Raw genomic sequence first — 26,416 nt, 5'->3', positions numbered from 1 at the left:
CACCCATTTCACATTAAACAAAATTCCTCGCATCATTATTTCTTCCAAACTTATAAATTGCAATTAAGAAAAATGCTATTGCAAAGGCGAATAAGATTAAAATATTCAAATACAACTCAGAGAATGGAATACCTTGCTGTAGTTTTGCTATCGTATCTAGTAACCAGCGCTGCGGTAGGAAATCAGCTACTTTTTGTACCGCTTTTGGCATAATGTCATATGGAAAATAACATCCAGCAAGCAAACATGTTGGTACTATCACTAAATTTTGCATTGCATTTGAAGCAGCCGAACTTTTTGAAAAAGACACAATGACTAATGATAAACCAATTGCAATTAAAGCGAATATCATAAGCACACCAATCATTACTATGAAAGGCATATTAATATTTGTATGAAAAACATTCGTCATAAATAATACTGCAATGACAATTTGCAATGTTAATATCATCATATTTACCGCGACGTTGGACAATATAAATTTCTTTCCGTCAATTGGTGTTGATAATAATCTAAAGTACGTTCTATTCTCTTTTTCTTTTAGAATAAATCCTGATAAGTTCACTGCTGAAAACAGCATAAACATAATAAGATAACCCATCGTTTGGTTTGTCATATCTTTATTTTTCGAAGTATCTTCTAGCGTCTCAGTTTTCATTTTAAATGAACTTTTTTGATACCCTGCGTACATAGTATCAAATGTACTTTGATCTGTTCCTGCTACTTTACTAATAGCTGCTACATTATCAATATAGTTATATAAATATGATTTTATAAATGCTGTTACTTGATCACCTTTAATCGATGCAATCTCGATATGATTAGGTTTCCCTTCTCGAACACTTTTTGAAAAACCAGAATGTAATGTAATAACTCCATCAAGTTTTTTGGAAGTGAGTTTATCTTCTACTTCCGACTCCTTAACCTTACTCACTTTCACATGATTTAATCCTTCTAAAAACTTTATCGTATCATTTGCTATCGGCTCATTTTCTTTATTTACAATCCCAATATTTAACGTACCTTGCCCCGCATTTCCGTATATCGAAAAAGAGATGAGCGTTCCGATTATCGGCAAACTAATAATAATGAATAATCCTTTTTTATTTTTCAAAAGGACAGATAGTGTTTTTTGTATGAGCCATAAAATATCTTTCATACTATAGCCCCTCCCGTCTACGTAATGCAATAATTGCAATTAATAAAAAGAGTGCTGAAATCCCAAGATTTAAACATATTACCGGCAGTGCCGCTCCTACATCGTTTGCATAAATAATTTTCATGACAGCTGTGTTTGCCCACGTTAATGGTGATAAGTTCGTAACGAAATTTTCTTCTACTACGAAGTATGCACCACCAAAAATAGAAGCTAACTGTATAACAACAAGAATAATTGCTCTCGATGATTCAGCTGTTTTCGTAATATACCCGATCCCTAAACCGAAGCTAATTGCTAGAAAGACTTGTGTTAACAAAATAATAAATATAATTCCAAGATGGTCGCCCCAATTCGCTTGAAATACAAATTTGCTAAATAACATGACAAGTAATACGCAAAGGGCGTTTGCTACTAGGCTACCAAGTACTTTTCCAATGAATATTTCAGCCTTACTTATAGGCGCAGCAATGAGACGATCTCCTGTTTTACGTATTCGTTCTCCTCGAATTAAAGAACTCGCTCCCATCCCAGCATATAGTGCGATCATCGTCGTCATTACAACCGCATAGTAATCCATAGAACCTGGTTTTTTCGCAGCTTGTAAAGATGTTTCTTTTATATAATCATTATGATTTCCATTTGAAATAACTGTGCTCACCTTACTAGGATCAACTTTTGCAACTTCGGCCGCTACATTGTACTTATCAACAAATGTTGTAAGCATGCCTTCTACAATACTTCCCTCAACACTACTTTTGTCACTTCCGTACAATTTTGCACCATCTTTATTTAACTCTACATAAGCAGCATATTTATTTTGCTTCACTTCCTCTTTCCCATCTATACTGCCAGAAGCTTTTTTAAAATGAATACCCGATTTATCGACTTCTTTCGTAAATGTTTCAAATGATTGAGAAAACGTGCTACTCGCTTCGTCTTTGTATAGCACTTGTATATCCTTAATCGATTGACTATCACTATTAAATGCATTCGTTAACGCTGTCCCTAGCACAAGCATAAGCACAATAGGAAATGCTAACATAAAAACTAAAGTTCTTACGTCCCTGAAATCTCTTTTAATATGCATAACTGCAATATTGAAGATGTTCAATTGATGAACCTCCCTTTACCTTTTCTTCATTTACCTTTTATTTATCTCGTAAGTTTCTTCCAGTCAACGTAAGGAATACTGTTTCTAAGTTTGGAGCCTGTTCCTCTAACGAACGGATTTCAATGTCATGATTAATGAAATGCTGAATAATTTTATTTAAATTATTTAATCCTGCATCCGAGTTTACCTTGATTACGTTCTCTTCAATTTGAACAGCTTTCACACCGTTTATCTCTTTTAACTGCTCTACATCTAATTTTTCTACCGACTTTACTTCAATCCAAATATCTTTCGTGTCGGTAATAATTGCTTTTAACTGTTCTTTCGTACCTTCTGCAATCACTTTACCGTGGTCGACAATTGCGATTTTCGTACAAATCTCTTCTACTTCTTCCATGTAGTGGCTCGTGTAAATAATAGTGCTTCCCATTTCATTTAACTTCCGGACAGACTGAAGAATATAGTTTCTTGACTGCGGATCAATTCCAACTGTCGGTTCATCCATAATAATTAACTTTGGTCTATGTGCAATTGCACAAGCAATATTCAATCTTCTTTTCATCCCGCCAGAAAAGTTTTTCGGATAACTTTTCTGTTTATCACTAAGTCCTACAAATTGAAGTGCTTCCTCTACTCTCGCTCTTAGTTCGGCCCCTCTTAATCCGTACAATCCAGCAAAGAATTTCACATTTTCATAGGCAGTTAACTCTTCATAAATCGCAATATCTTGCGGAACGATACCGATATTCATCTTCGCAAATCGACTATGTTTCTTTATATTTTTTCCTAATATGCTAATTTCACCTTCATTACTTCTTAACAATCCAGCAATCATATTTATCGTTGTACTTTTACCAGCACCATTTGATCCTAAAAAGCCAAATATCTCTCCTTCTTTAATAGATAAAGACATATTATCTACCGCGATGAAATCACCAAATTTTTTCGTTAAATTTTTAATTTCTAATGTATTCATCATTTCACCCCTATTTCGGTTTCTCTGCTTTTAGTATAAACAAAAAAAATGAACCTGCTCAGTGCAGAAGTTCATTCTTTTCACATGAGAATATTCACTTTTTTCATATGAGATGATTCATCTTCGTCCCATTCTCTTATATCGGCAACAGCATTGTTACTGAAAAACCACTTGTTCCGTCTACAATAATTTTTCCGTTTACTGAAGCTGTTCGCTCCTCCATTCCCATAATCCCGAGACCTTTCTTAACGAGTGTTGCACCTTTTCCGTTATCCTTCACTTGCACTTTCACCATCTTGTTAAGTACATGAATATCGATTGAAATGACTGTCGCATCAGCATATTTCATCCCATTTGTTAATGCCTCCGTAACATTTTCACCGATAATCTTCCACTGAATCGGTGAAATCATATCTAAGTTCCCTTTATATACGAAAGGAATATTTATATCATGCTTACTGGCAAATTCCTCTATGAATAATTTCATACGATGAATACCAATTTGCTCAGTAGGTGGCTTCATATTTTTTAATGTAACCCGAATACTTTCAATGCCATCTTTCGAAATATGAATTGCATTTTGTAATAACTCGGCAGATTTTTCTTTATCTATTTCAAGCAATCTCTTTGCTGCTTCCATTTGAATAAGCGCACCTGTCATCGAGTGACCGATTTTGTCATGAATTTCTTGAGATAGTCGATTTCTCTCTTCTAACTTAAACGTGTACTCTGATTGTCTTATGTATTCTTTATTTTCATGTAAGCTTTTCGTCAGTCGCTGCATATCTTTTCGCATCTTATCATTTTGTGATTCCAGCTTTACTACACGCGATATATATCGATCTGCCATAGTTAAAAAGAGAGAAGAAAATGCAACAATTAATCCATACGTCATTCGAATATTTTCATCTGTAATAATAATAGGTATCATCATAATGATAAAAAGTTGCCATTTCTTCTCTATATAATGAAATGTCACTTCGTATACATTCAAAGGTAAAAACAAAATAAAAAACGGATGAACCTTCCATGTCAATAACATAACTACACCAATTGACACACAAGTTAATATTTTTTTGTACGTATCTTTTTTAAATATAGAGATCAGCACGTTTATAGAAAGATATAAAAGCAAAGTAAGTATAACCCACGGTAAGTTCGTAACGTTTGAATGGATGTAACTGAACACAATATATATAAAGACAATTAATTTACTTACAATTAACCAAAATTCCATATCATTAATCTACTTTCCCTGTTAAGTAATAAATCGCGATTTGTGTGCGATGTTCAAGTCCAGTTTTCCCTAAAACAGATGTAATATAATTTGCAATTGTTCCTTCGGATATGAAAAGTTGCTTCGAAATTTCTTTATTCGAGAAACCTTTCGCAATTAATGCGATAATACTAAGCTCCCTTTCTGTAAAAAGACTTTTATCTATTTTACATTCTTCCTCTTTACTTTCCATTAAATTAGATTTAATTTTATCAAGTACTACATCTTGCATAACAGTTTGACCGTTATACACTCCTTTTATCGCATCACGAATACGTTCCGGATCATTATTTTTTAATAAATAACCTTTTGCTCCGTTTTTTACTGCGTCCAATATATATTCATCATCATCAAACGTCGTTAAAATAAGTGACTTCGTTTTCGTCTCTTCACAAATTATTTTCGTCGCCTCTACCCCGTTCATGTTTGGCATACGAACATCTAAAAGCACAATATCGACTTCATGCTTCTTACAATATGCTACGGCTTCTTTTCCATCATTTACAGTAGCTAATACTTCAAACTCTTCGTATGTATTTAAAATAATTTTCATACCTTCTCTAATAAAAGAATTATCATCTGCTATTAATATTTTAATTTTCATGTTTGTTAGTATGGACGTCCTCCTACTAACATTCACATCCTTTCTCCGCGTAACATTTCCTCTTTGCTCATTATATACTCCTTTTTACCATTTTTTCACACCTTTTTTCATATAGCCTCCTTTCTAAAAATATATTATTCTTTTTTTACAACATGTGTAGGGTGACTTATCATTTCTTACGTCTATATAATAGAATGCGTCAAAAAGGAGGGAGAGACCCATTGAGGAAAAACAATTAATTGAAAAAGCACAGCAAGGAAGCGAACATGCTTTTCGTATCCTTGTGCAAACATATCGTCACTATATTTTCCAAGTTATCTTTTCTATTTTAAGACATGAAGAAGATGCGAAAGATGTTACACAAGAAGTATTCGTAAAAATTCACGCCTCTCTCCCAAATTATCAATTTCGCGGATTAAAAACGTGGATGGCACGTATTGCCACTAATCACGCTATTGATTATAAGAGAAAAAAAGCTAGAGAAAACGAAGAACTCTCCTTATGTAAAGAAACTGAGGAAAATATAAAATCCTCTCATAATATTGAGGCTTTATTATTGACGAAAGAGCAAAAATTACTCATTGCTCAAAAACTAAGAGAACTTCCCGAAAATTACCGTGACGTCGTTCTCGCACATTACTTAGAAGAAAAAAGCTATCAAGAAATTGCTTTGCAGGAAAATATTGAAGTGAAAACAGTCGAAATGAAACTGTATCGGGCAAGAAAATGGATTAAAAAACATTGGAAGGAGGAAGAGTTTCTATGATGCATTATTCAAAAGAAGATTGGCGCAATTATACATTAGATGTTATCGAAAGCAATGAACGTGAATCTATGGAAGAACATCTTTATGAATGTGATTATTGTTTAGCACTTTATATGGAAAGTATTGATGAACAACAGGAAAACCTTCCAATGATAAATGATGATTCATTTACGAACGAAGTTATGACGCAAATAAATTTTGAAACGCTACAACCTAATGAAAATATAAAAACAAACTCATTAAAGCGCACCATCGTTCACTACATAATCGCGACTGCGGCTACAATTATTTTTATGGTAAGTGGTTTATTCCAATATATTTTCACAGCGACATCAAATTTCGAGAAATCTTCAAAACATAACGAGTCTTCTATCTCACAACAAATTGTAAACAAATCAGTAGACACATCAAAAAAGGACGGAGGTTCAAAGCATGAATAAAAATCCCTTTTTAGCACTTGTATTAGGGCTAATTCCCGGGCTTGGACATTTATATTTAAAAAAGTTTGGACGGTTTATTTTATATGGCGGAGGGGCTGTATTTCTATTTATCTTTGCAGCATTTTGTACAATAGCATTAGGAGCACGTGATATTGCTTTTCTTTCTCTATTTTTACTTGTCGTGTTATGGGCCATCAATTTATTAGATTTAGTTATTACGATTATTAATCAATCGAAAAAACAAGCTACCGGAGAATTTACAGAGTCCTCTAAAGAGAGCGAGCGATTTTATATCATTCTCCTATCCATCATCCCTGGACTTGGTCATTTCCAATTAGGACTTATGCAACGTGGACTTACATTTTTAGTAGCTTGTACAGGAATTGGAAGTATGATCATTTTCGTTGCCCTTTTAACATCTCAAGAAAGTTTCCTTATCTTTCTCGTAACGTTACCTGTTTTATGGATTTATAATTTCTTCGATGTTGTTCAGCAACTCCAGAAAAAAGAACGCGGAGAGCAACTAGATGACCGTACTATTTTCGAAGAGTTTGAAGAGCATCGAGAACAAGGAAAGAAAAATAAAACATTCGCTTCCATTTTAGCAATGTTTCCTGGAGCAGGACATATGTATTTAGGCTTACAGCGCCGTGGTCTTCAGCTTATGGCAGCCTTTTTACTTTCCATATATTTACTCGACTTATTAAGACTTTCAGCGTTTTTATTTTTAGTACCCATCATTTGGTTCTATAGCTTTTTTGACGCTTTACAGCAAACTGCAAAATACGGAAAAGAACGTGTAAATGACGAACCTATCATTGATTATTTTATCAATCATCAAAGATGGATCGGTATTGGGTTAATTACACTAGGTGGTTATTATTTATTAGATCAAACAGTCCTTCCTATTTTGAATGATTACTTCGCAACTATATTTAACATTCATCTTAGCGAACTATATTATCGCTATTTCCAAACATCTATCGTTGCACTCCTCTTAATTGGTGGCGGCTTTAAATTGTTACTTGGAAATAAAGAAAACAAAGGTGGTACGAAAGAATGAGAACATGGCGCGTTGGAACATTTTCAATGGGGCTTTCTATTATTGCATTAGGTTGCTTCTTACTATTTTCAGTTATAAAAGGTACTGAGGTATTAGATTCCTTAACAGCATGGTGGCCAGTTTTACTTATCATACTTGGAGCTGAAGTTTTACTATACCTTCTATTCTCTAAAAAAGAGCAATCTTTTATTAAATATGATATTTTTAGTATTTTCTTTATCGGCGTTTTAGGAAGTGTCGGAATTGCTTTTTACTGTTTATTATCAACTGGATTACTAGAAGAAGTTCGTCATTCTATTAACACAACGAGGCAAACGAGTAATATTCCAGACGGACAATTTGATATACCTGAATCTATCAAAAAAATCGTAGTAGATGCAGGACATCAGCCTCTAACGATAGAGGGAAATAATACAAATCAAATTCATCTTTTGGGAACTTATGAAATGACGACGAAAGCAAATGAAAAACTCAATTTAAAACGAGATGATTTCCTTTCCGTTCAAACGGCTGGAGAAACGATGCATATCACATTAAAATCATTACCTGTTCAGCATACGTTCTTTAATTCAGCACCACAGGTGAAACCAACGCTTGTTCTTCCGCAAAATAAAAATGTGGAAATCCGTGCTTCAAATAACGAACTATCTCTTTATCCAGGTCAATTACAGAATAATTGGTTTGTACAAGAAAGCTCAAGAGTGTCTGTCCATCTTGCAAAAGAGAGTGATGTATCTTTAACAGCAGTAACAAATCAAAAAGAAACACATGGAAACACACCTTGGGAACAAGTTGAAGATTTAACGAAAAAAGAAAATAATACTTCAGAAGAAAATCCAGAATTAATCGACCGAGAACATTGGTATAAAAATTCGATTAAAACTGGAAATGGAACGTACAAATTAAATATTGAGAAAGCTTATAATTTGAATATGAACGTTATCGAGAAATAAGAAAAACCTTCCACAAATGTGGAAGGTTTTTCTCATATAATCGCTTTAATTCCTTCTAAAATTAAGCCAATCATAAATCCGCAAACAGCCCCGTTCACTCGGATCCACTGCAAATCTTTACCGACGTTATTTTCGATCATTTCAATTAATGTTTTATCGTCTAGTTTATCAAGGTTTTCTTGTACAAGTTTTCCAATTTTCGAATGATTCTTTTCAACAAGTGTGACAACTTGCTTTTGTAACCAATCTTCTATTTTTTGAACCGTCACTTCGTCTTCTTTTATTTTATTCATTTGCGTTTGTAAAAATGGAATAACATATGTATCAGCAAATTCTTCTTTGTTTACAAAGGTAACTGCTCTTTGTTGTACTTGCTCCAGCATCTCTTTTATTTTGTCAGTAGCATCCCAATTCGCAATCCACTTTTCTTTCCAATTTTCTAATTCCTGTAGTAAAGCTTCATTTTCTTTCACATTTATAATTTCTTGACGAATCTTCGCTAATATAAGTTGTCTTGTGATATTATCAGCATCTTGTAAGCTGTTAATATTACTAATGATAAACTTCTGCAAAATGCCTCCAATTTTATCTTCATCTACAATATTCATAAACGATTTCAAAGTAAACTGCAAAAATCCATCTACTTTTATATTTTCCATCGCCTTCATTCCTAAGCTTCCAAGCTGGTAACGAGCTTCATCTTGCGCTGTCCAATCTTTCACTTTTACTAATATGTAATCAAGTGTCTTTTCATCATATTCTTGCACAACTAATTGATCAACAAGCACTTGTAAGATGTTACTCGTATTAATTGTATGCAAATATGTTTTAAGTTCTTTTTCAATAATAACAGCTAACTTTTCTGTATCTATTGAAACAATCGCTTTCTCAGCAATCGTTACAATTCCCTTTTTCACAGCATCAGACTGCATTTCTCTCTCAGCAATTTGTAGCACCATTTGCGCTAACTGCATTTCTTTTACTTTATTCGTAATACTCTCTTTCGTCAGCCACTCATTTTCTAGCGTATGAATGAGCCCTTTCGTTACTCGTTTACGGTTTTTAGGTAACAAAGCTGTATGCGGAATTGGGATTCCCATCGGATGACGAAATAATGCTGTAACCGCGAACCAATCCGCAAGTCCGCCAACTAATCCAGCTTCAAATCCCCCTTGTATAATCTCTCCAGCTATCGTTCCTTGAAAAGGGATAGAAGCAGCAAAGCCTACTCCCATAACCCCAAGCGAAATACCCGCTATATATTTAGTCTGTAATGACATCGTATACACACATCCTCTTATTATGTAAAATAAAGCTGTTTTGTTATATTTATTCGATATTAGTAATCCTTCATATCTATACTATAAAGAACTATTGTGAAAATAACAAAGATTTTTATGTACATGAAAAAATGAGGCTACAACTAGCCTCATTTTTCTTATATTGTTAATTCCAAACTTTTCTTATAATACCCATTCATCACATCTTCTGGAACCATGCTTCCACCAGTTCCCCACACAATATGAGTACCTTTTTTCACCGTCTCTGTTAACTGTTGCTTTTGTAAATACTCATCTTCTTTACATACATTCACTGGCCCAACCATACCAGCTAATGCAGAAGGCTCTAAATTAATATTTTCCGTATCAGCTAGTTCTTTTAATAGTCTATATAACTCTTCATCACTTACTGTGTAATTTCCGCTCAAAAATGGTTCCATCGTTTTACCGACAAATCCAGACGGTCTTCCTACTGCTAGTCCGTCCGCATCTGTTATATTATCAATCCCGATATCTTGAACGGCGATTTTATCATGAAGTCCTGTCATTAACCCGAGTAACATACATGGAGAATGTGTTGGCTCTGCAAAGAAACAATGGACGTTGTCTTTATACAATAACCTTAAACCAAATGCTACCCCGCCAGGTCCCCCACCTACTCCACACGGAAGATAAACGAATAAAGGATGTTCTTCATCTACTATAATCTCTAACTCTTCTAATTGCTTTTGTAAACGAGATGCTGCTACTGCGTATCCTAAAAATAAATCATGTGAGTTTTCATCATCTACAAAATAACAGCTAGGATCTGCATCTGCTTGCTGACGCCCCTCTTCTACTGCTTTACTATAATCAGCTTCATATTCAATAACATTTACACCTTTACTTCTTAATAAATCTTTTTTCCATTCTTTTGCGTCTGCTGACATATGAACAGTTACGTTAAAACCTAGTTTCGCACTCATAATCCCAATGCTTAGCCCTAAATTACCTGTAGAACCTACCGCAATTGAGTATTTTGCAAAAAACTCTCTACATGTATCACTATCTAAAATAGAATAATTATCTTCCTCTGTTAACATTCCATGCTGGAGTGCTAATTTCTCAGCATGTTTTAACACTTCATAAATACCGCCCCTAGCTTTAATTGAACCTGATATTGGAAGATGACTATCACATTTTAATAGTAATTTTCCTAGTATAGGTTGCCCGTAATTTTTCTCTAAAGACTGTTTCATTGAAGGTATTTTTACTAAAGGTGATTCTATAATACCATTCGTTTCTTTCGTTTCAGGAAAAACTTTCGCAATATATGGTGCAAAACGCTTTAATCTCTCTTCCGCGTCTTTGACATCTTCTTCATTAAGTGGTGAAGCTGTTATTGCTGTTTCATACTTTTCTATATTCGGGTTTATCCAAAATATTTCTTCTGTTGCAATAAGCTTGTTAACTAATGGATACTCTGCTTTTAATACCTCTATTTCCTTCATTCCGTTTCCTCCTCATATCCTTGTAGCTTGCTATACAATAAATTATAATTAATTTAATTTTAATATAGTTTAACATAAATTATTCATTTCAGTTAATTTTAATTTAATTTATTTAAATATAATTTAATAATCATTAAGGAGAATGTTTTATGGAAAATATAGATATTGGTAAAAAGATTGAAAAGCAAAGAAAAGAAAAAGGTTTAACTAGTAAACAACTAGCAAATATGGCTGAAATTACACCATCTATGTTAAGTCAAATTGAGCGTGGTTCTGCTAACCCTTCCATTCAAACGTTAAAGGTACTCGCAAAGGCACTGGATGTTCCAACATTTAGTTTTCTACTTGAAGAAACAAATACAGACGATTTAATCGTACGCTCTCATAAACGAAAAAAAATGATTATCGATAATTTATCATATGAAATGCTATCGCCTGATTTCACAGGTAATTTAGCAACAGCAATTATGACTGTTCCCCCAAATACTTCTTCATCAGATAATATTCTAGAACATAAAGGTGAAGAATTAGCATTTGTATTAGACGGAACAATTACATTGTATTTAAATGAAGAAGAGTACACATTAGAAACTGGTGATAGTGTAAAAATACCTGCTTATTTAAAGCATAAATGGGTAAATCAATTCGAGAAAAATGCAATTGTCTTATTTTCTGTTACCCCGCCGATTTTTTAATATATAAAATAAAAATAGCCACGCACGGATACTCTCCGTACATGGCTATTTTTATTTTTTCGGCATGAACAAAATGCCTAAACTAATAACACAAAAACTAAGTATTTGCTGTATTGACAGGCCAAATAGAACCGAATTTTGTTCACTAATAAGCGAAATAACGATATGAGCAGTCCCCTCACAAATTAGAAAAACACTTATATTTTTTCCAGTTCCTAATCTTTCATTTTTCATCCATAACAAACCAATTACACAAAGGGCGAGGATGATCTCGTATGAGAAAATAGGATGATATAAAAATGTAGATTCATATATTTTCATTCCCCATGGTAGTGTCGTTTGTACACCTACTTCTCGATGGAATAGAAAATAAAAGATACTGCTCACGCACAATGCAAAAGGCAATGCATCAAGTAAAATACGAAGCGAAAATTGCTCCTTTTTACTTTTCCAAACAATATATGCACTCGCAATTATGCCCCCTATTAAAATGTGCTGCATGCTTCCTACAGCTAGTAATGCTTGCAATGGCGACCTAAAAGCCCATACTGGATTTAAAATTGCCGGTGCAAATTTCCATACAAATACGATAATAAGAAACGCATTTGTTACAGCATCCATCATTTTTTCATACGGTACATTTTGATGCTTCATCTTTCGTTTCATCAGCATAAATCCAAATAGACTTCCAATTATAAGAGATACGGGTTGTAACCTCATGATCCACTCCATCGCTGTAAAATCCCCTCTTAACCCTCAATTAATTTTTGAAATTTCTTTTCTAATTGATCTGGAGGTAATACCCCTCGTACATGATCTACTATAATTCCATCTTTATTAACAAAAAATGTCGTTGGTAAAGAAAATACTTTATAATCTAATCCAGCTACTCCATCCATATCTAGAAGAACTGGAAACTCAAATCCATAGCGATCCGCAAATGCAGTTGCTTCTTGTACTGGGTCACTAACAGTTGCATTTACTGCAAAGATTTCAATATCCTTTTTATATTTGTCATAAAAACGAACTAAGTCAGGTGCCTCCATTTCACATGGTCCACACCACGATGCCCAAAAATTAATAATATATGGTTTTCCCTTCGCATCATTTAGCGAATACAACTTTCCATCTAATCCTTTTAACGTTATATTTGGTGTTTTAAATCCTATTTGTGGTAATACTTCTTTCTCTTTTAACTCCGCTTGTTTCGCTTTTCTTTCCTTTTCTTCTTTCTTTGAATTATAAAAGTTAACACCCGCCCAAACGAGTGCTCCTACTAATATAATAGCAATTAGTTTCTTCACTTTTCTTCCTCCTCATTTTTTAAAATCCTGTAAATCCACCAAATAGGCGAATAAAGAACGCTGTAATTTTCGTCATTTGATTTGTATACAATAAAACACCTGTTACAATCATCATTCCACCGCCAATTTTCATCATGACATTGGCATATGTAACAATCCATTTTACCTTCCCAATAAAGAATGCCATCACGAAAAATGGAACCGCAAACCCAAGCGTATACGCTGTAATATAAAGAAGTGCCCCTTCAGGATTCGTCGCGCCAAGCATGAGTACAGCTGAAAATATCGGTCCAACACATGGCGTCCAACCCGCTGCATATGTCATACCGACTAAAATCGAGCGAATATATCCAGTCGATTTACTTCTATACTGCACCTTTTTCTCTGCCATAAGCCACTTAGGCTGAAACAAGCCCGTCATAAATAGCCCCATTAAAACAATAAAAATCCCACCAATTTGTTGAATCAATTTTTGGTTAGATGAAAATGTTATTCCAATCCAACTTACCGATAAACCTAACGCGTAAAATATAACCGAAAATCCGATCATAAAAAATACGGTATGTATAATCGCTGATTTTTGCATAATCCCACGATTCTCTTTTAAATCTTGAATAGAAACACCTGTAATATAAGATAAATAAGATGGATATAGAGGTAAAGAGCATGGCGATATAAATGACAATACACCCGCCCCAGCTACAAGCCAAATTGTTAAATCTGCTGCGTTCATTTTATTCCCCCTAAAAACACTACACCTAGTAGTGTTAATTATTAAAAAAAGAGGCTATATGCACTCTCCGACAATAAGTACAATCGACATACAGAATAAACCTAGCGTTACATATACCGAATTTGTATGTAACGGGATAGTAAGCTTCACAACTTTTTCATTTAACACTTGCTCAATTCGTAAATTTATTGCTGTTTTTGCAAATGAAGCTGTCACACATCGATTTTCCATTGTCTTTATTTTAATTAATTTTAATAACGCGCTACCTAACTCGAATGAGGATTTCATTTTTTGCATCGCATATTTATCTGCTGCTAACTCTTGATACGTATGGTATCGCTGTAGCAGCCCTTTTAGTATCGGGATGTACAACATTCCTTCTGCTAATAACGTAAAACAAAATAATTTTAGTGGATCCCGATTGTTTTGATGATATTCTTCATGAAAAACAATCGCATCAATTTCTTCCTCTGAAAACGTGTGAAGTATCCCTTCTGACATGACAACTTTCGGACGAAATAATCCAATTGTAAATGCTGCAATTTCCTCGGTCGGTAATATATATATTTGTTTTCCTTTTCTAATAAAAGGTACAAGTACTTTTTGTAATTTTTTACTATAGAAAAATTGTCGCCAAACTCTTTTGCACACTATCAGTACAGTAAGTAATAATAATCCAGCTATTATGATACGAATCAACGATAGTTCTTTCATATGTTTTTCTAACTGAAACAAGCAAAACTTTGAAAGAAAGAACGCCTTATTTTGAAAAAGAAATGGATATGTAACGTAATACGTTAACATACAAAAAAAGAGAGTACTAACAATTACTGCTAACAATACGATTTTACGCATTTGCCATTTCATTTTATCGATCCTCTTTTTTTAACTGACTCAATTTATCTTCTAATTTTTTTAGTAAAGTCGGATCAGCCTGCTCTAACTCATCTAACATATGATTTACAACTAAATATCCAAATTCCCCCATTAATTCCTGCGTCATTTTCTTCGTTTGATTGGATAAGAATTCTTCTTTTGTTTGTACTGCATGATATATGCCACTTCTTCTCACAGTCTGTTTTTCTAAGTGTAGTTTCTCTACTAACCTGTTCATAACTGTCATAACAGTATTAAAGTTCACCGGTGATTCTTCACTTAATTTCTGCTGTACTTCTTTAATGGTAATACCCTCAGTGGACCAAACAATCTCCATTATTTTCGCTTCAAGCGGTCCAAAGAAGTGATTTAACCCTTGCTCATTTAACTTATAATTTTGAGTAAACATAGTATGGCTCCTTTCACACTACAGATTGTAGTACAAATTAAATGAAAGGTCAAACACGAATGATATAAACTGCTATCCACTAATTATGAATATCCATTCATTGTAAACCTAACTTCTCTCCAAATGTATCAAAGAGATACTGCTCTAATATTTGTACACTAAACTTCTCATTACGCCCAAGTGCAAATAATTCCCGATTTTTCGCTACGATAGTGTCTAACGGAATAGCTACATTATCCACTATTTTTGTAATTTCAATTATATTACTTTTCACATTGACTTCCGTTTTAAATTCAACATTCTCCAATACTATATGTGAACGTCTTCCTGATGCAAAAAAAGTAAAGTTAGGATTTTTAACGACGCCAATTTCACTCTCTAATGCATATAAATAATGAAAAATTATATCTCTATGTCCATCTTTTATTACTTTTTCATCCTTCTCATCATCTAAGTATTCTTTCAACTTCGTTGTAAATTCAAATCGAAAATCCACTTTTTTCACGCTCCTTTTTTCATTCTATACCGAATAAATATATTAATATAATTTTACCATATTGTAATACAATTTCCTATAAAAAGTAAAAAATACGTTTGTAAAATCCCTAGTATTTCCGACGCCTTTATAAAATATATACACTAATTCAATATTAATTAATGAGTCGTTATATCCATTTAACCATATTGTTTCCATATTTTGAAACAATAGTATGCAATATTATATATCAATAAACTGTTTCTAATTCATCACTCTATATAATCATCGTTCCCTTTACTATTCCAATATATTTAAACTGTATTTTCTCTTTATTCATTACATTAGAGAAGGAATGTAACTCTCTTCTATCGAATTTTTACATAACAAAAATGATTAGGTGGTGCTTTACTATGAAATTAGCTGTCATTGGTGGTGGTGATTTACAAGATTTAAATCACTTTCATATTAATGAACGACTTATAGAATTAACAAATAAACAGTACCCAAAAATATTATTCATTCCAACAGCTAGTCATGATGATGAAAGCTATATAAAATTATTTTTAGACACGTTTGAAAACCAATTCCATTGTGATGTACAAATTTTACGTACAATAACCGATATACCTTCTAAATATGAAATAGATGAGATGATTCATTCAGCCGATTTCATTTACCTTGGTGGGGGAAACTATGTTGAAATGCTTACACAATGGAAAGAACATAAACTAGATGAGAAATTACTATTGGCTCTCGAGCAAGGAACACTCATTGCAGGGTATAGTGCTGGTGCTATGTGTTGGTTCACATCTAGTATCCGATCAGATTATGAAGGTTCTGGTTATGTAGAAAGTAACGGATGGGGGATTGTTAACAAAAGGTTTTGCCCACATTATAATCAATTAAATAGAATGAATGCTTTTCATTCCTTTTTACAAAATCACCAAGGTAATATAGAGGGGATTGCACTAGAAGATGATTGCGCTTTATATATTACAGAAGAATCCTTTGAAATTATCGGTGCACCAGAAAAAGCGTGGGAGTTTTATATGAGTGATAAAAAACTTATTAGACAACATTTTGATATCACTTTAAAAAGCTATTTATAAAGTGAAACTTTAATCAGTGGGGGTTTTCTTCATCCCCACTAATTATTAGCCCTCATCAATCAGGCTTTTGCGAGATAAACATACGCTTCAAAAAAATGTCCCTAAGTATAATAACTTAGGGACATTTTCACTATTTAACTAACTAATCGTGTAATTCGTTTCTTCTGCCATGAAAGCTTATAATATGCATACTGTAATATGAGACTAACAATAAATGCTGCTGGGTATCCAATCCATATCCCTTCAATTCCAAGGCTTGTATGGTAAGAAAGATAATATGCTACTGGTACTTCAACTAGCCAAATTGATACAACACCAATAACAGTTGGCCATAATACTGTACCACTCGCTCGCATTGTCGCACTAATAATTTGTGCATGACCGAAAATTAAATAACTCCATAATGTAATCATAACTAAACTATGAGCAATATCAATTGTAGTTTGACTCGTTAAAAATAGTGATAAAATGTCTCTTGAGAACAAGTAAATAAGAGATATTAACATACCACCGATAACATAGTTCATAATAATTCCAGCCTTTACAACTTTCTGCAATCGATCAAATTGATTTGCACCAATTGATTGTGCCGCAAAAATAGAGACTGTAATGCCAAGGCTAACGGCTGGCATTTGTACATAACTGGCAACTTGATTCACGACGCCATAAGCAGCTGTTGCATCCGAACCATAACGATTTACAAACGCGATTACCGCAATTTCAGATAATGAAACTAATATCATATTAATACTTGCTGGAATACCGAGTCGTAGCAATAGCTTTAACAACTCACCATCCATTCGAAGGTATTTCCTTACCGTTCCATCTAGTTGTAGTGGATGATTTTTCTTCTTTAGATACACTAGCATGACAATAAACGTAATAACTGTCGATATAACAGAAGCATATGCTGCTCCATACACATCTAATTTCGGAGCTCCTAACCAGCCAAAAATAAGAATTGGTAATAAGATCATATTTAGCGCTGTACTTACAATTAAAAAGTAAAATGGCGTTTTAGAATCTCCTGTCCCTCTCATAAATGTTGTGTATGCAAAATATAAAAATAATACTGGCATCGATATAAATAAAATTCTTGCATAATGTACACTTATTTCAATTATATTTTCTGGCGTTCCCATTAGACGCATAATATCCATTGCAAAAATACTGCCTATTATCGCCAATGCAACTCCGATAATAAACGTAAATGTAAGTGTCGTACCAACGATAGCTTTTAAACGATCTTCATTTTTAGCGCCAAACGCCTGACCAATTAAAATAGAACTACCCGACCCAATTCCAATTACGAATGAAACGAGTAGGAAAAATAACGGAAAGAATGCTGATATAGCTGCTAAATCATTGACACCAAGCCATCTCCCTACTACGACCATACCAAATAATTGTCCAACTGATTGAAGTACATTACTTAATAATAACGGTACTAAAAACATAGACATCGATTTCCAAATCGGTTTACTCTCACTTTCTAACTTATGTGACTCCACACCTTCTTTATTGTTATCTGTAGGTGGTTTCAAATTACATTTCTCCTTTTATTAAAAATCTTTTTTCCATCTCTATCTCTTTGTATAGTTGTTATAATGATTTGCTTCTATTCATTTTCTTTCCGCATTATTATAACTTCACCCAATATTGACTTCCATCTGCTGTTCTATCTAAAAATCCATATTCAATTAAATATCTTCTTAAAGTCACGAAATCTGGATATACATTTTCTAAAATTGTATTCACTTCTTTTTCGGAATACTTTTGATTACTATCAAACTTTTTCACTAAGTGACGTAATATAATTAATTTACGCTTTTGCTTCTTCGGAAATTTAGAAAGCGGCCCATCTAATCCATCTATAAAATGAGTTTTTAATACTTCATCATTTTCTTCTTCCGTAATATTGTATCGATCATCCACCATCGTTGCTGTTCTATGAATTGGTACAAATTTCGTTTGTACCTTCGATTTTTCTTCTGATAATTCCATTAACGCTAAAAATACTTTTGCTTGCTTCATCTTCTCTCGCAATGTAAAACGATGATTACGAATCGTCGATGTGCTACCGCCGTCCATCTCTTTTACAATTTCTTTATCATTCAGTCCCATATGGAAAAACTGAACCATCTTCTTTTGTAAATCGGTTAAACCAGTAAACTTCTTATCAAGATTTAATAAATAATCAAACATAGACGTATGCTCACTATGCATATGCAATTGGACAAACTTCTCTGCTTCATACAAAACTTGATTATGTTGATAAATAACTCCTTTAATAAACGCTTCTCCACATGCTAAACAAATATACTCCTCTGCTTCCTCATCAAACACATACCCTTTTTTCAATTCCTCTACCGACGCATCCCAAAACTTCTCTGAAATATCATTCACACTAAACACTCCTTCAAAATGTTTATTTAAAAACAAACAAATTACAATTACGTTTATTATCACTTCATCATCTTAACATACATAAATCAGACATTTCAATGTTTCGTTTACCTATTTTGCAAACTTTTATAAAATCATCTATAAATCCCTCAAATAACCGCTAACTATAATGAAATTATTATTCCATGGAGAAACTGTAATAACTTAATTAAAGTGATATCCGAAATGAAACAAACCCTCTATTTACCCCTATCAAATATTCCATTTTAACTACAAAAAAGGCGCTTCCTTTTATGGAAGCACCCTTTCATCTTTTATATTTTTTGTAAACAACCTCTACTAAAACTTTACTTGTCTCTATAAATACATGTTTTCGGTTTCCATCCTCAACCATTTTATTTGAACAGCCACTCATAATCATTATACAACTAAATATGACTAGCGCTACATTTCTATTCTTATAAGCCACTTCATGCCACTCCACTATAAAAAAACTTCATTTACATTTATCCTATCAAAAAATTTTACACGAATAACAAACCCCAAAAATATGCAATCTTGCATATTCTCGCGTTTCATTAAGATATTGTGATTTAATTTATTTAAAGAACACTTTTATCGAGGTGACTTACTTGAAATTTAAAGCAAAAAAAAATCCATTTCACATCATTTTCATTATATTATTTATAATTATTTTTTTCATTTCACTATTCTTCCAAAATGAAAATTCTATTTTTTTTACTCTTATGATGCTGTTAAATATCGTGAATCTTTCTTCATTCTATTTTTCACACTATAATATAACGAAATCATCAATTGTTGTAAAACACGGTTTCATACTGCGCACTGAAATTCCATTTGAAGACATTCGTCACATTAAATACTCTGGCAAAAAACTCCGTTCAGAAAAATGGACTCGACAGCAATTAGAAATTGATTACAATTTATTTGATTCCGTGAAAACTTTCGTACCACAAGACGAAGAAAAATTCATTTCACTCTTAAAAGAGAACTGCCCACATATAAAAGTAATCCATTCGACCACTACCAAATAATATTTCAGAACTTACAGTTGTGCAGTTGAAGAAAACATAAAAAGGGATTAAAATTTATATGTGAAAAAAAAGCCCAGATTCGAAATTTCGAATCTGGGCTTCTTCTATTATTCTTTTGGAGCGATCATTTTTTTCGGATCTACAATTTCGTCAAATTGCTCTTCTGTTAATAATCCCGATTGCAATGCTGCCTCTTTTAAAGTTAAACCATCTTTATGAGCATGTTTCGCAATTTTCGCTGCATTTTCATACCCAATATGCGGGTTTAATGCTGTAACAAGCATTAATGAACGATTCACGTTTTCGTTAATTACTGCTTCATCCGCTTCAATACCAACTGCACAATTATCATTAAACGAAACAATTGCATCCGCTAATAAGTGCGCTGATTGTAAGAAGTTATAAGCAATAACTGGTTTAAATACGTTTAACTCAAAGTTACCTTGGCTCGCAGCAAACCCGATTGTTGCATCATTTCCCATCACTTGCGCCACAACCATTGTTAACGCTTCACTTTGTGTTGGATTTACTTTACCTGGCATAATCGAGCTTCCTGGCTCATTTGTTGGAATAATAATTTCTCCAAGACCACTACGTGGACCACTTGCAAGCCAACGTACATCGTTAGCAATCTTCATTAAATCAGCCGCTAATGCCTTTAATGCACCATGAGTATATACAACTTCATCATGGCTCGTTAATGCATGGAACTTATTTGGTGCAGAAATAAAGTTCTTACCTGTAAATTGGCTAATTTCCTCAGATACCATATCACCAAATTTAGGATGAGCATTAATACCCGTTCCAACTGCAGTACCACCAATTGCTAACTCTTTCATATATGTATTGCTCTCAGCAATCATACGCTCAGTTTTTTCAAGCATACGGTGCCATCCACTAATTTCTTGTCCCAAAGTTAACGGTGTTGCATCTTGTAAATGTGTACGACCGATTTTTATAATATGTTCAAATGCAGTTGCTTTTTTTGCTAAAGTTTCTTTTAACTTCGTAATTGCTGGTAATACGTGATTTTCTACCGCAATTACACATGCTACATGAAGCGCTGTTGGAAATGTATCGTTTGAACTTTGAGACATGTTCACATCATCATTCGGATGAATATGTACGTCAGATCCCTTTTCTTTCAAAATTTGATTCCCGCGGTTTGCAATTACTTCATTCACATTCATGTTAGATTGTGTACCACTACCCGTTTGCCATACGACAAGTGGAAAATGCTCATTCCATTTCCCTTCAATCACTTCATCAGCAGCTTCCACAATTGCTTTTGCTTTCTCTTCTGATAACTTCCCTAGTTTTTGATTACTAAGGGCCGCACTTTTCTTTAAAATCGCAAATGCTTTTACAATTTCAAGCGGCATTTGCTCTGTTCCAATTGGGAAGTTCTCTTTACTTCTTTGTGTTTGCGCTGCCCATAATTTATCAGCCGGAACTTTTATTTCTCCTAATGTGTCTCTTTCAATTCTGTACTCCATTTTTTCATCCCCTTGAAAATTTAATACCTACATTTCTTATATTAACAGACTTCCCTTCAAATGATAAGAATTCTCACTCATATATATAAATATTTGATATTTATTTTTTAAAATTCCTCTTGACCTAAACTTAAGTTTAGGCTGTATCCTTTTCATTGTGACCTACTAAAAAGATACTGGAGGAATTCAATATGAAAAAATACGCTTTTGTAACAGGTGCAAATAAAGGAATTGGATATGAACTCGTTCGCCAATTAGCAGAGAAAGGCTATCACGTATTTTTAGGTGCTCGCAATGAACAACTTGGTCAAGAAGCTGTGAAATCTTTAAATATTTCCAACGTTTCTTATGTTCAAGTAGATATTTCAAATTCACAATCCATTCAAAAAGCAATGAAAAAAATGTATGAAACGACTGATCACTTAGATTTACTAATCAATAACGCAGGTATAGCACTAGACTTCAATACGCTACCTAGCAAATTAAATATTGAAACTTTACGTCAAGGATTTGAAATTAACTTTTTTGGAACTTTCCAAATGATGCAAGCCTTTTTACCATCATTAAAGAAGTCAAACAACAGCAAAATAATAAATGTAACAACTGACATGGCTTCACAAACGATGTTCGCTAATGGTGAAACACATCCAATTAATGCTTTAGGATATAATTCTTCAAAAACAGCTATTAACGCTTTAACATTAGCTTTTAGCAAAGAATTTGGTACTAACGGTCCAGCAGTTTTCGGGGTAACACCTGGTTTTACAACTACCGACCTTAATGGAAATGCACCTGGTGGCCATACAACCAATGAAAGTGCTAAGATTATTATTAAATATGCATTAAGTGCAACAAACTATAATGGTAAAATATTAAATAAAAACGGAATTATACCCTGGTAACAAGAGGATGAATCACATGTATTATACAATTGGTCAAGTCGCCAAAATGCACCACTTAACTATTTCTCAAATACATTATTACGATCGACAAGGACTGTTCCCTTTTCTTCAAAGAAATGAAAAAGGAGATCGAGTTTTTAACGAAGAAGCACTCAAATATTTAGAGATGATTTTATGTTTAAAAGAAACTGGTATGCCTATTCAAAAAATAAAACAATTTATTGACTGGTCCATGGATGGAGAATCTACTATCCTTCAACGATTAGAATTAATGAAACAACAAAAGATAAATGTTTTACAGCACATTCAAGATACTGAAAAGAACTTAAAAAAGATACAACAAAAAATCACTAAATATGAGCATGAAATAACCTCAATAGCTCAAAATACAAAATAAAAAAATCACCTTCTACAATGTGTAGAAGGTGATTTTTCATTTATGATGCTTGCTTTCCTTTATCCGCATCATCTACATACCAAATGAACTTGCCTGTATATCCGTAAATAACTGCTAAAATTAACGATACAAAACTTAACCACATAAATGGAATATATGATAACGTTGCTACCCCTAAAATACCAGCCATAAAAATACCATTATCCGACCATGGAACCATACCTGAAGTTAACGTTCCACCTACTTCTGAGTTACGTGCTAATACACGACGGTCTATTTTTAGTTTATCATAGCTATCTTCCATAATTTTCGGCGTTAAAATAAGTGATACGTACATCGCACAACCAAATACGTTCGCTAAAAATGCAACGATTAATGTAGACAACGTTACATTACCTGCAGAATTTAATTTCTTCTCAAATTTCGATACGATTACTTTAAGAACACCTAGCTTTTCAAGTAATCCACCAAAACCTAAGCCAAATATAATAACGGCTACTGAGCCAAGCATACCGTTAATTCCACCACGGTTTAATAACTTATCGACAAACTCAACACCAGATTGAATTGAGAATCCATTATAAGCTGTTCCAATTGCCTCTCCAAAGTTCATCCCTTGGAAAAGAGTTGCCCAAATTGCACCGATTAAAGCTCCCATTGCAATTGTTGGCATCGACGGTTTCTTCATTGCTAATAGAACGATAACAATGATCGCTGGAACAAGCATCCATATTTTAATATCAAATTGCTTTAATAAAGCTTCTTTTAAAAACTCTACTCGGTTCAAATCTACATTATCCCCGCCGTACATCCAGCCAGCTACAGTAAACATAATACTAGTAATAATATACGCCGGAACGTCTAATACAAGCATAGCTCGAACGTGAGCAATAACATCTACTTTTGCCATAGAAGCTGCAAGAACTGTACTATCAGAAAGTGGTGATAATTTATCTCCGAAATAAGCTCCTGAAAGAACTGCACCAGCAACAAGCGGAAGTGGTAATCCAAGCCCTTCACCAATCGCCATCATAGCTATACCAGCTGTTCCAACTGTTCCCCATGATGTTCCGGTCGCAATAGATGTTATAGAACAAATAATTAAAGTTGCCAGTAAGAATATGCTTGGGTGGATAAATTCTAATCCATAATAAATTAATGTTGGTACAACCCCACCAGCAATCCATGTTCCAATTAAAGCACCTACTGCAACTAAAATAAGAATAGCTTCTAATCCATTAGAAATTCCTTTTGTAATTGCATCTTGCAATTCTTGATAACGAAATCCTAACCTTAATCCAAGCGCAATAACTAAAAACCATGAAATAAACAGCGCTAATTGAATTGGGAGATCAAAAATCGTTTGGAAGGAAAAGACGACAGCAAGAAATAGCATTAAAAGAACGATAATTTCTGGTATCGATGGTAATCTTACACTTTTCATTTTTTTCTCTCCTTACAAGTCGATAACATGATGTATGTCGTCTTACATGTATGTAGTATACAATTAGCGAAGACAAAACAAAATTTTCATATTATTTCGATTTATTTTTCCAGTATAATATATTGGACACCTTTTCTATTGTAAAAGTAGATGTTACTTTTCGCAATGGAAAATATAAAAAATGTTACATTTTTATTTAGATAGAATAATCTAAGAATAACTTTTTTAATATTTGCCACAATAAGATTTTTTACTATTATCTTCACCTTTTAAGGACTACCATTTTTCTCCCCCCAAAAAGCACACATCATTAAAATGATGCATGCTCCACTTTTATTTATACAAATTTTGTATTTCTTCTTTATTTTTAAGTATCTCCGAAAACTTATCACTACACCCTTTTGGAAATAATACTCCGAGTCCGTATGAATGTCCAAACTGAAAATGAGGGTGCTTCGCCTTGATCTCATCCCAAAACTTATACACGCCAAAATCACCACTTCTCACTTCAATATCATGAAATAATACAATACCGTTTTTGGCGACTTTAGGTAACCACGTTTTATAATCATGAGAAACAGCTTCATACGTATGATAGCCATCAATATGCAAAAGATTTATCGTTTCATCTTGAAACTGATCTATAGCATCATCAAAAGTAGACCGAATTAATTTTCCTATATTAATGTAGTTAGCACTCACAACTTTTTCTACTATTTGAAAAACCCCTTCTCCATATGGACCTGTATGCCCATCTCCAGCCCAAGTATCTACAGCAAAACATTTTGTAGTTAACCCACCATCTTTTACTCCCTGACAAAAACTGAAGAAGGAAGCACCTAGATGTGTACCTAACTCAACTAAAGTTGCTGGTTTTTCAAATCGTACTAAGTCATATGCGAAATTCAAATGCCCACTCCACGCAGATTGTGACCGAATAATAGGACTAAATTTTTCAAAGTCAAACGATGGTTTATGAGTAACCCAGTTCATTGCATATCTCCTTATACACATATTTTTAACAAACCAAATTACTCTTATCTTTATTTTTTTATCGTCATGATTATGATTCTATTTCATGAAAATATAAAGAATTTATTCTTTTCTATTGAGGTAAAGCATCATATACATATGGGTCAGTTGGCTTATTAATTTTCTCGATTTTGTTTACTTTTACAAGTGGAAAGACTGTTCCTTTATATGTCGTTTCATCTAATAATCCTGTTATTTCCACCCATGTTTCTTCTGGAATTTTTTCAACGTTTCGCCCAGTGACAATCATCCCCCAGACTGATGCATCCGCAATACAACAAGTTATGCCATATCGAGCCACTACTGCTTTATTACCCGTCACATCTTTATCCTTATATATAAACCCTAAGAATGTAATTTCTTTCCCTTTAAACCAATTAACATTTTGACCAATTACATTCATTGTTTGAACATAATCCTTATCCTTTACTTGTAGTTTACGCTGTCCTAACATACTTTTTATTACTTGCTCTTCCGTTTCATAAGTCGTTGATAAATTTGATGTTTCTTCTGGATCAACTGATACTTCTCGCCCATCAAAATTAACCTGTTTCCCCTCTTTTTCGTTCCTTTCCAGACTTCTCGCCTGTACACTTTGATTCATACCCCTTTTTCCTGCTAAACTTCCATCAATTGTTACACTTCCAAAGAGAAAAGCACTAACTATCGGAACAACAAATAAAACATATACAAAGAAACTTTTTATCCCTGATTTTGATGTTTTATGATGTTTACAACAATTACAATCATGCTGTTTTTCTCTTCCATCTCCCCAAACTTGTACAGTACCCAAAATTAAAATTACTACAAAAGCTATATACGTAAATTTGATCATTTTTGGAGCGATAAAATTATAAATATTCCCTGTTACAAGTAGTTTAAATAAGAGCATTGCTAAACCAATTAAAATAATGCCACGTATATAGCGATGATACGCCTTCTGCTCCTCTTTCTCCATTCTT

Annotated in this window: 28 protein-coding genes; 9 read left to right on the top strand and 19 right to left on the bottom strand. The window is 33.5% G+C overall.

What is annotated here, in order from left to right:
* Window positions 1-13 precede the first annotated feature (13 nt).
* From ACS2MN_RS12700 to ACS2MN_RS12680, 5 genes are all read right to left on the bottom strand, one after another.
* Window positions 14-1,159, bottom strand: a complete 1,146-nt coding sequence (locus tag ACS2MN_RS12700) for an ABC transporter permease (RefSeq protein ID WP_000651855.1) — start codon at window positions 1,157-1,159, stop codon at window positions 14-16.
* Window position 1,160: 1 nt separating this feature from the next.
* Window positions 1,161-2,270, bottom strand: coding sequence for an ABC transporter permease (locus ACS2MN_RS12695; RefSeq protein ID WP_001020186.1), 1,110 nt, complete (start codon window positions 2,268-2,270; stop codon window positions 1,161-1,163).
* Window positions 2,271-2,307: 37 nt separating this feature from the next.
* Complete coding sequence (locus tag ACS2MN_RS12690) at window positions 2,308-3,246, bottom strand: ABC transporter ATP-binding protein (protein WP_346994131.1); 939 nt, start codon at window positions 3,244-3,246, stop codon at window positions 2,308-2,310.
* A gap of 136 nt (window positions 3,247-3,382) precedes the next feature.
* Window positions 3,383-4,483 carry a sensor histidine kinase gene (locus ACS2MN_RS12685; protein ID WP_346994130.1) on the bottom strand — a complete coding sequence of 367 codons (1,101 nt, stop codon included), beginning with the start codon at window positions 4,481-4,483 and terminating at the stop codon, window positions 3,383-3,385.
* A gap of 4 nt (window positions 4,484-4,487) precedes the next feature.
* Window positions 4,488-5,126 carry a response regulator transcription factor gene (locus tag ACS2MN_RS12680; RefSeq protein WP_000694087.1) on the bottom strand — a complete coding sequence of 213 codons (639 nt, stop codon included), beginning with the start codon at window positions 5,124-5,126 and terminating at the stop codon, window positions 4,488-4,490.
* 283 nt (window positions 5,127-5,409) lie between these two features.
* On the opposite strand from ACS2MN_RS12680, the gene ACS2MN_RS12675 reads away from it, so the two are divergent.
* From ACS2MN_RS12675 to exsE, 4 genes are read left to right on the top strand one after another with little or no spacing between them, the layout of a single operon-like run.
* Window positions 5,410-5,892: an RNA polymerase sigma factor gene (locus ACS2MN_RS12675; RefSeq protein WP_001195471.1), complete on the top strand. Its 483-nt coding sequence runs from the start codon at window positions 5,410-5,412 to the stop codon at window positions 5,890-5,892.
* Window positions 5,889-6,332 carry a hypothetical protein gene (locus ACS2MN_RS12670; protein WP_438894704.1) on the top strand — a complete coding sequence of 148 codons (444 nt, stop codon included), beginning with the start codon at window positions 5,889-5,891 and terminating at the stop codon, window positions 6,330-6,332. The genes ACS2MN_RS12675 and ACS2MN_RS12670 overlap by 4 nt, the downstream gene beginning before the upstream one ends.
* Complete coding sequence (locus ACS2MN_RS12665; RefSeq protein ID WP_001039084.1) at window positions 6,325-7,395, top strand: hypothetical protein; 1,071 nt, start codon at window positions 6,325-6,327, stop codon at window positions 7,393-7,395. Before ACS2MN_RS12670 ends, ACS2MN_RS12665 begins: the two co-directional genes overlap by 8 nt.
* On the top strand, window positions 7,392-8,348 hold the full coding sequence (exsE, locus tag ACS2MN_RS12660; RefSeq protein WP_001261390.1) for an exosporium protein ExsE: 957 nt from the start codon (window positions 7,392-7,394) through the stop codon (window positions 8,346-8,348). The genes ACS2MN_RS12665 and exsE overlap by 4 nt, the downstream gene beginning before the upstream one ends.
* Before the next feature lie 32 nt (window positions 8,349-8,380).
* On the opposite strand, the gene ACS2MN_RS12655 is transcribed toward exsE, so the two are convergent.
* Window positions 8,381-9,628, bottom strand: a complete 1,248-nt coding sequence (locus tag ACS2MN_RS12655) for a DUF445 domain-containing protein (protein WP_000058292.1) — start codon at window positions 9,626-9,628, stop codon at window positions 8,381-8,383.
* A 158-nt stretch (window positions 9,629-9,786) separates the two neighbouring features.
* Window positions 9,787-11,118: a D-serine ammonia-lyase gene (locus ACS2MN_RS12650; RefSeq protein WP_346994129.1), complete on the bottom strand. Its 1,332-nt coding sequence runs from the start codon at window positions 11,116-11,118 to the stop codon at window positions 9,787-9,789.
* Between the two features lie 149 nt (window positions 11,119-11,267).
* Here ACS2MN_RS12650 and ACS2MN_RS12645 point away from each other — a divergent pair, with 149 nt between their 5' ends.
* Window positions 11,268-11,813 (top strand): helix-turn-helix domain-containing protein, encoded by a 546-nt coding sequence (locus tag ACS2MN_RS12645; protein WP_000427659.1) that lies wholly within the window; start codon window positions 11,268-11,270, stop codon window positions 11,811-11,813.
* A 51-nt stretch (window positions 11,814-11,864) separates the two neighbouring features.
* Here the strand turns inward: ACS2MN_RS12645 and ACS2MN_RS12640 are convergent, their stop codons facing one another.
* The 6 genes from ACS2MN_RS12640 to ACS2MN_RS12615 form a co-directional block, all read right to left on the bottom strand.
* Window positions 11,865-12,545 (bottom strand): prolipoprotein diacylglyceryl transferase family protein, encoded by a 681-nt coding sequence (locus ACS2MN_RS12640; RefSeq protein WP_000454796.1) that lies wholly within the window; start codon window positions 12,543-12,545, stop codon window positions 11,865-11,867.
* A 17-nt stretch (window positions 12,546-12,562) separates the two neighbouring features.
* Window positions 12,563-13,117, bottom strand: coding sequence for a TlpA family protein disulfide reductase (locus ACS2MN_RS12635; protein ID WP_000733180.1), 555 nt, complete (start codon window positions 13,115-13,117; stop codon window positions 12,563-12,565).
* 19 nt (window positions 13,118-13,136) lie between these two features.
* Window positions 13,137-13,850: a cytochrome c-type biogenesis protein CcdA gene (gene ccdA / locus ACS2MN_RS12630; RefSeq protein WP_087950260.1), complete on the bottom strand. Its 714-nt coding sequence runs from the start codon at window positions 13,848-13,850 to the stop codon at window positions 13,137-13,139.
* A 54-nt stretch (window positions 13,851-13,904) separates the two neighbouring features.
* Window positions 13,905-14,717, bottom strand: coding sequence for a M56 family metallopeptidase (locus tag ACS2MN_RS12625; RefSeq protein ID WP_000871945.1), 813 nt, complete (start codon window positions 14,715-14,717; stop codon window positions 13,905-13,907).
* A 1-nt stretch (window position 14,718) separates the two neighbouring features.
* A complete protein-coding gene (locus ACS2MN_RS12620; protein WP_000495073.1) occupies window positions 14,719-15,135 on the bottom strand; it encodes a BlaI/MecI/CopY family transcriptional regulator in 417 nt (138 codons plus the stop codon).
* Window positions 15,136-15,232: 97 nt separating this feature from the next.
* Window positions 15,233-15,631 (bottom strand): DUF3942 family protein, encoded by a 399-nt coding sequence (locus tag ACS2MN_RS12615; RefSeq protein ID WP_000347531.1) that lies wholly within the window; start codon window positions 15,629-15,631, stop codon window positions 15,233-15,235.
* Window positions 15,632-16,023: 392 nt separating this feature from the next.
* Between ACS2MN_RS12615 and ACS2MN_RS12610 the strand changes: the two genes are divergently transcribed.
* Entirely contained in the window at window positions 16,024-16,722 is a 699-nt protein-coding gene (locus ACS2MN_RS12610) for a peptidase E (RefSeq protein ID WP_000762102.1), read from the top strand.
* 134 nt (window positions 16,723-16,856) lie between these two features.
* Here the strand turns inward: ACS2MN_RS12610 and ACS2MN_RS12605 are convergent, their stop codons facing one another.
* Window positions 16,857-18,266 (bottom strand): MATE family efflux transporter, encoded by a 1,410-nt coding sequence (locus ACS2MN_RS12605; protein WP_000804166.1) that lies wholly within the window; start codon window positions 18,264-18,266, stop codon window positions 16,857-16,859.
* A gap of 97 nt (window positions 18,267-18,363) precedes the next feature.
* Window positions 18,364-19,128 carry a DUF2087 domain-containing protein gene (locus tag ACS2MN_RS12600; protein ID WP_000997950.1) on the bottom strand — a complete coding sequence of 255 codons (765 nt, stop codon included), beginning with the start codon at window positions 19,126-19,128 and terminating at the stop codon, window positions 18,364-18,366.
* Window positions 19,129-19,760: 632 nt separating this feature from the next.
* Here ACS2MN_RS12600 and ACS2MN_RS12595 point away from each other — a divergent pair.
* Window positions 19,761-20,183, top strand: a complete 423-nt coding sequence (locus tag ACS2MN_RS12595) for a PH domain-containing protein (RefSeq protein ID WP_000669050.1) — start codon at window positions 19,761-19,763, stop codon at window positions 20,181-20,183.
* Window positions 20,184-20,290: 107 nt separating this feature from the next.
* On the opposite strand, the gene fumC is transcribed toward ACS2MN_RS12595, so the two are convergent.
* Complete coding sequence (gene fumC, locus ACS2MN_RS12590) at window positions 20,291-21,679, bottom strand: class II fumarate hydratase (RefSeq protein WP_346994128.1); 1,389 nt, start codon at window positions 21,677-21,679, stop codon at window positions 20,291-20,293.
* Between the two features lie 191 nt (window positions 21,680-21,870).
* Here fumC and ACS2MN_RS12585 point away from each other — a divergent pair, with 191 nt between their 5' ends.
* Together ACS2MN_RS12585 and ACS2MN_RS12580 are read left to right on the top strand one after the other, a co-directional pair.
* Window positions 21,871-22,581: an SDR family NAD(P)-dependent oxidoreductase gene (locus tag ACS2MN_RS12585; protein ID WP_000759568.1), complete on the top strand. Its 711-nt coding sequence runs from the start codon at window positions 21,871-21,873 to the stop codon at window positions 22,579-22,581.
* 16 nt (window positions 22,582-22,597) lie between these two features.
* Window positions 22,598-22,978, top strand: a complete 381-nt coding sequence (locus ACS2MN_RS12580; protein ID WP_000291852.1) for a MerR family transcriptional regulator — start codon at window positions 22,598-22,600, stop codon at window positions 22,976-22,978.
* A gap of 40 nt (window positions 22,979-23,018) precedes the next feature.
* On the opposite strand, the gene nhaC is transcribed toward ACS2MN_RS12580, so the two are convergent.
* From nhaC to ACS2MN_RS12565, 3 genes are all read right to left on the bottom strand, one after another.
* The gene (gene nhaC / locus ACS2MN_RS12575; protein WP_000843970.1) at window positions 23,019-24,422 is read right to left on the bottom strand and encodes a Na+/H+ antiporter NhaC; all 1,404 of its coding nucleotides are present in this window, start codon (window positions 24,420-24,422) and stop codon (window positions 23,019-23,021) included.
* A gap of 333 nt (window positions 24,423-24,755) precedes the next feature.
* Window positions 24,756-25,415 carry a class I SAM-dependent methyltransferase gene (locus tag ACS2MN_RS12570; protein WP_001104661.1) on the bottom strand — a complete coding sequence of 220 codons (660 nt, stop codon included), beginning with the start codon at window positions 25,413-25,415 and terminating at the stop codon, window positions 24,756-24,758.
* A gap of 112 nt (window positions 25,416-25,527) precedes the next feature.
* Entirely contained in the window at window positions 25,528-26,412 is an 885-nt protein-coding gene (locus ACS2MN_RS12565) for a TIGR03943 family putative permease subunit (protein WP_088055380.1), read from the bottom strand.
* Between the last annotated feature and the right edge of the window lie 4 nt (window positions 26,413-26,416).

It is taken from the genome of Bacillus cereus group sp. BceL062, from assembly GCF_051780025.1.
In the GTDB taxonomy this organism is placed as follows: domain Bacteria; phylum Bacillota; class Bacilli; order Bacillales; family Bacillaceae_G; genus Bacillus_A; species Bacillus_A toyonensis.
This window is presented reverse-complemented; position numbering and strand designations above follow the sequence as displayed.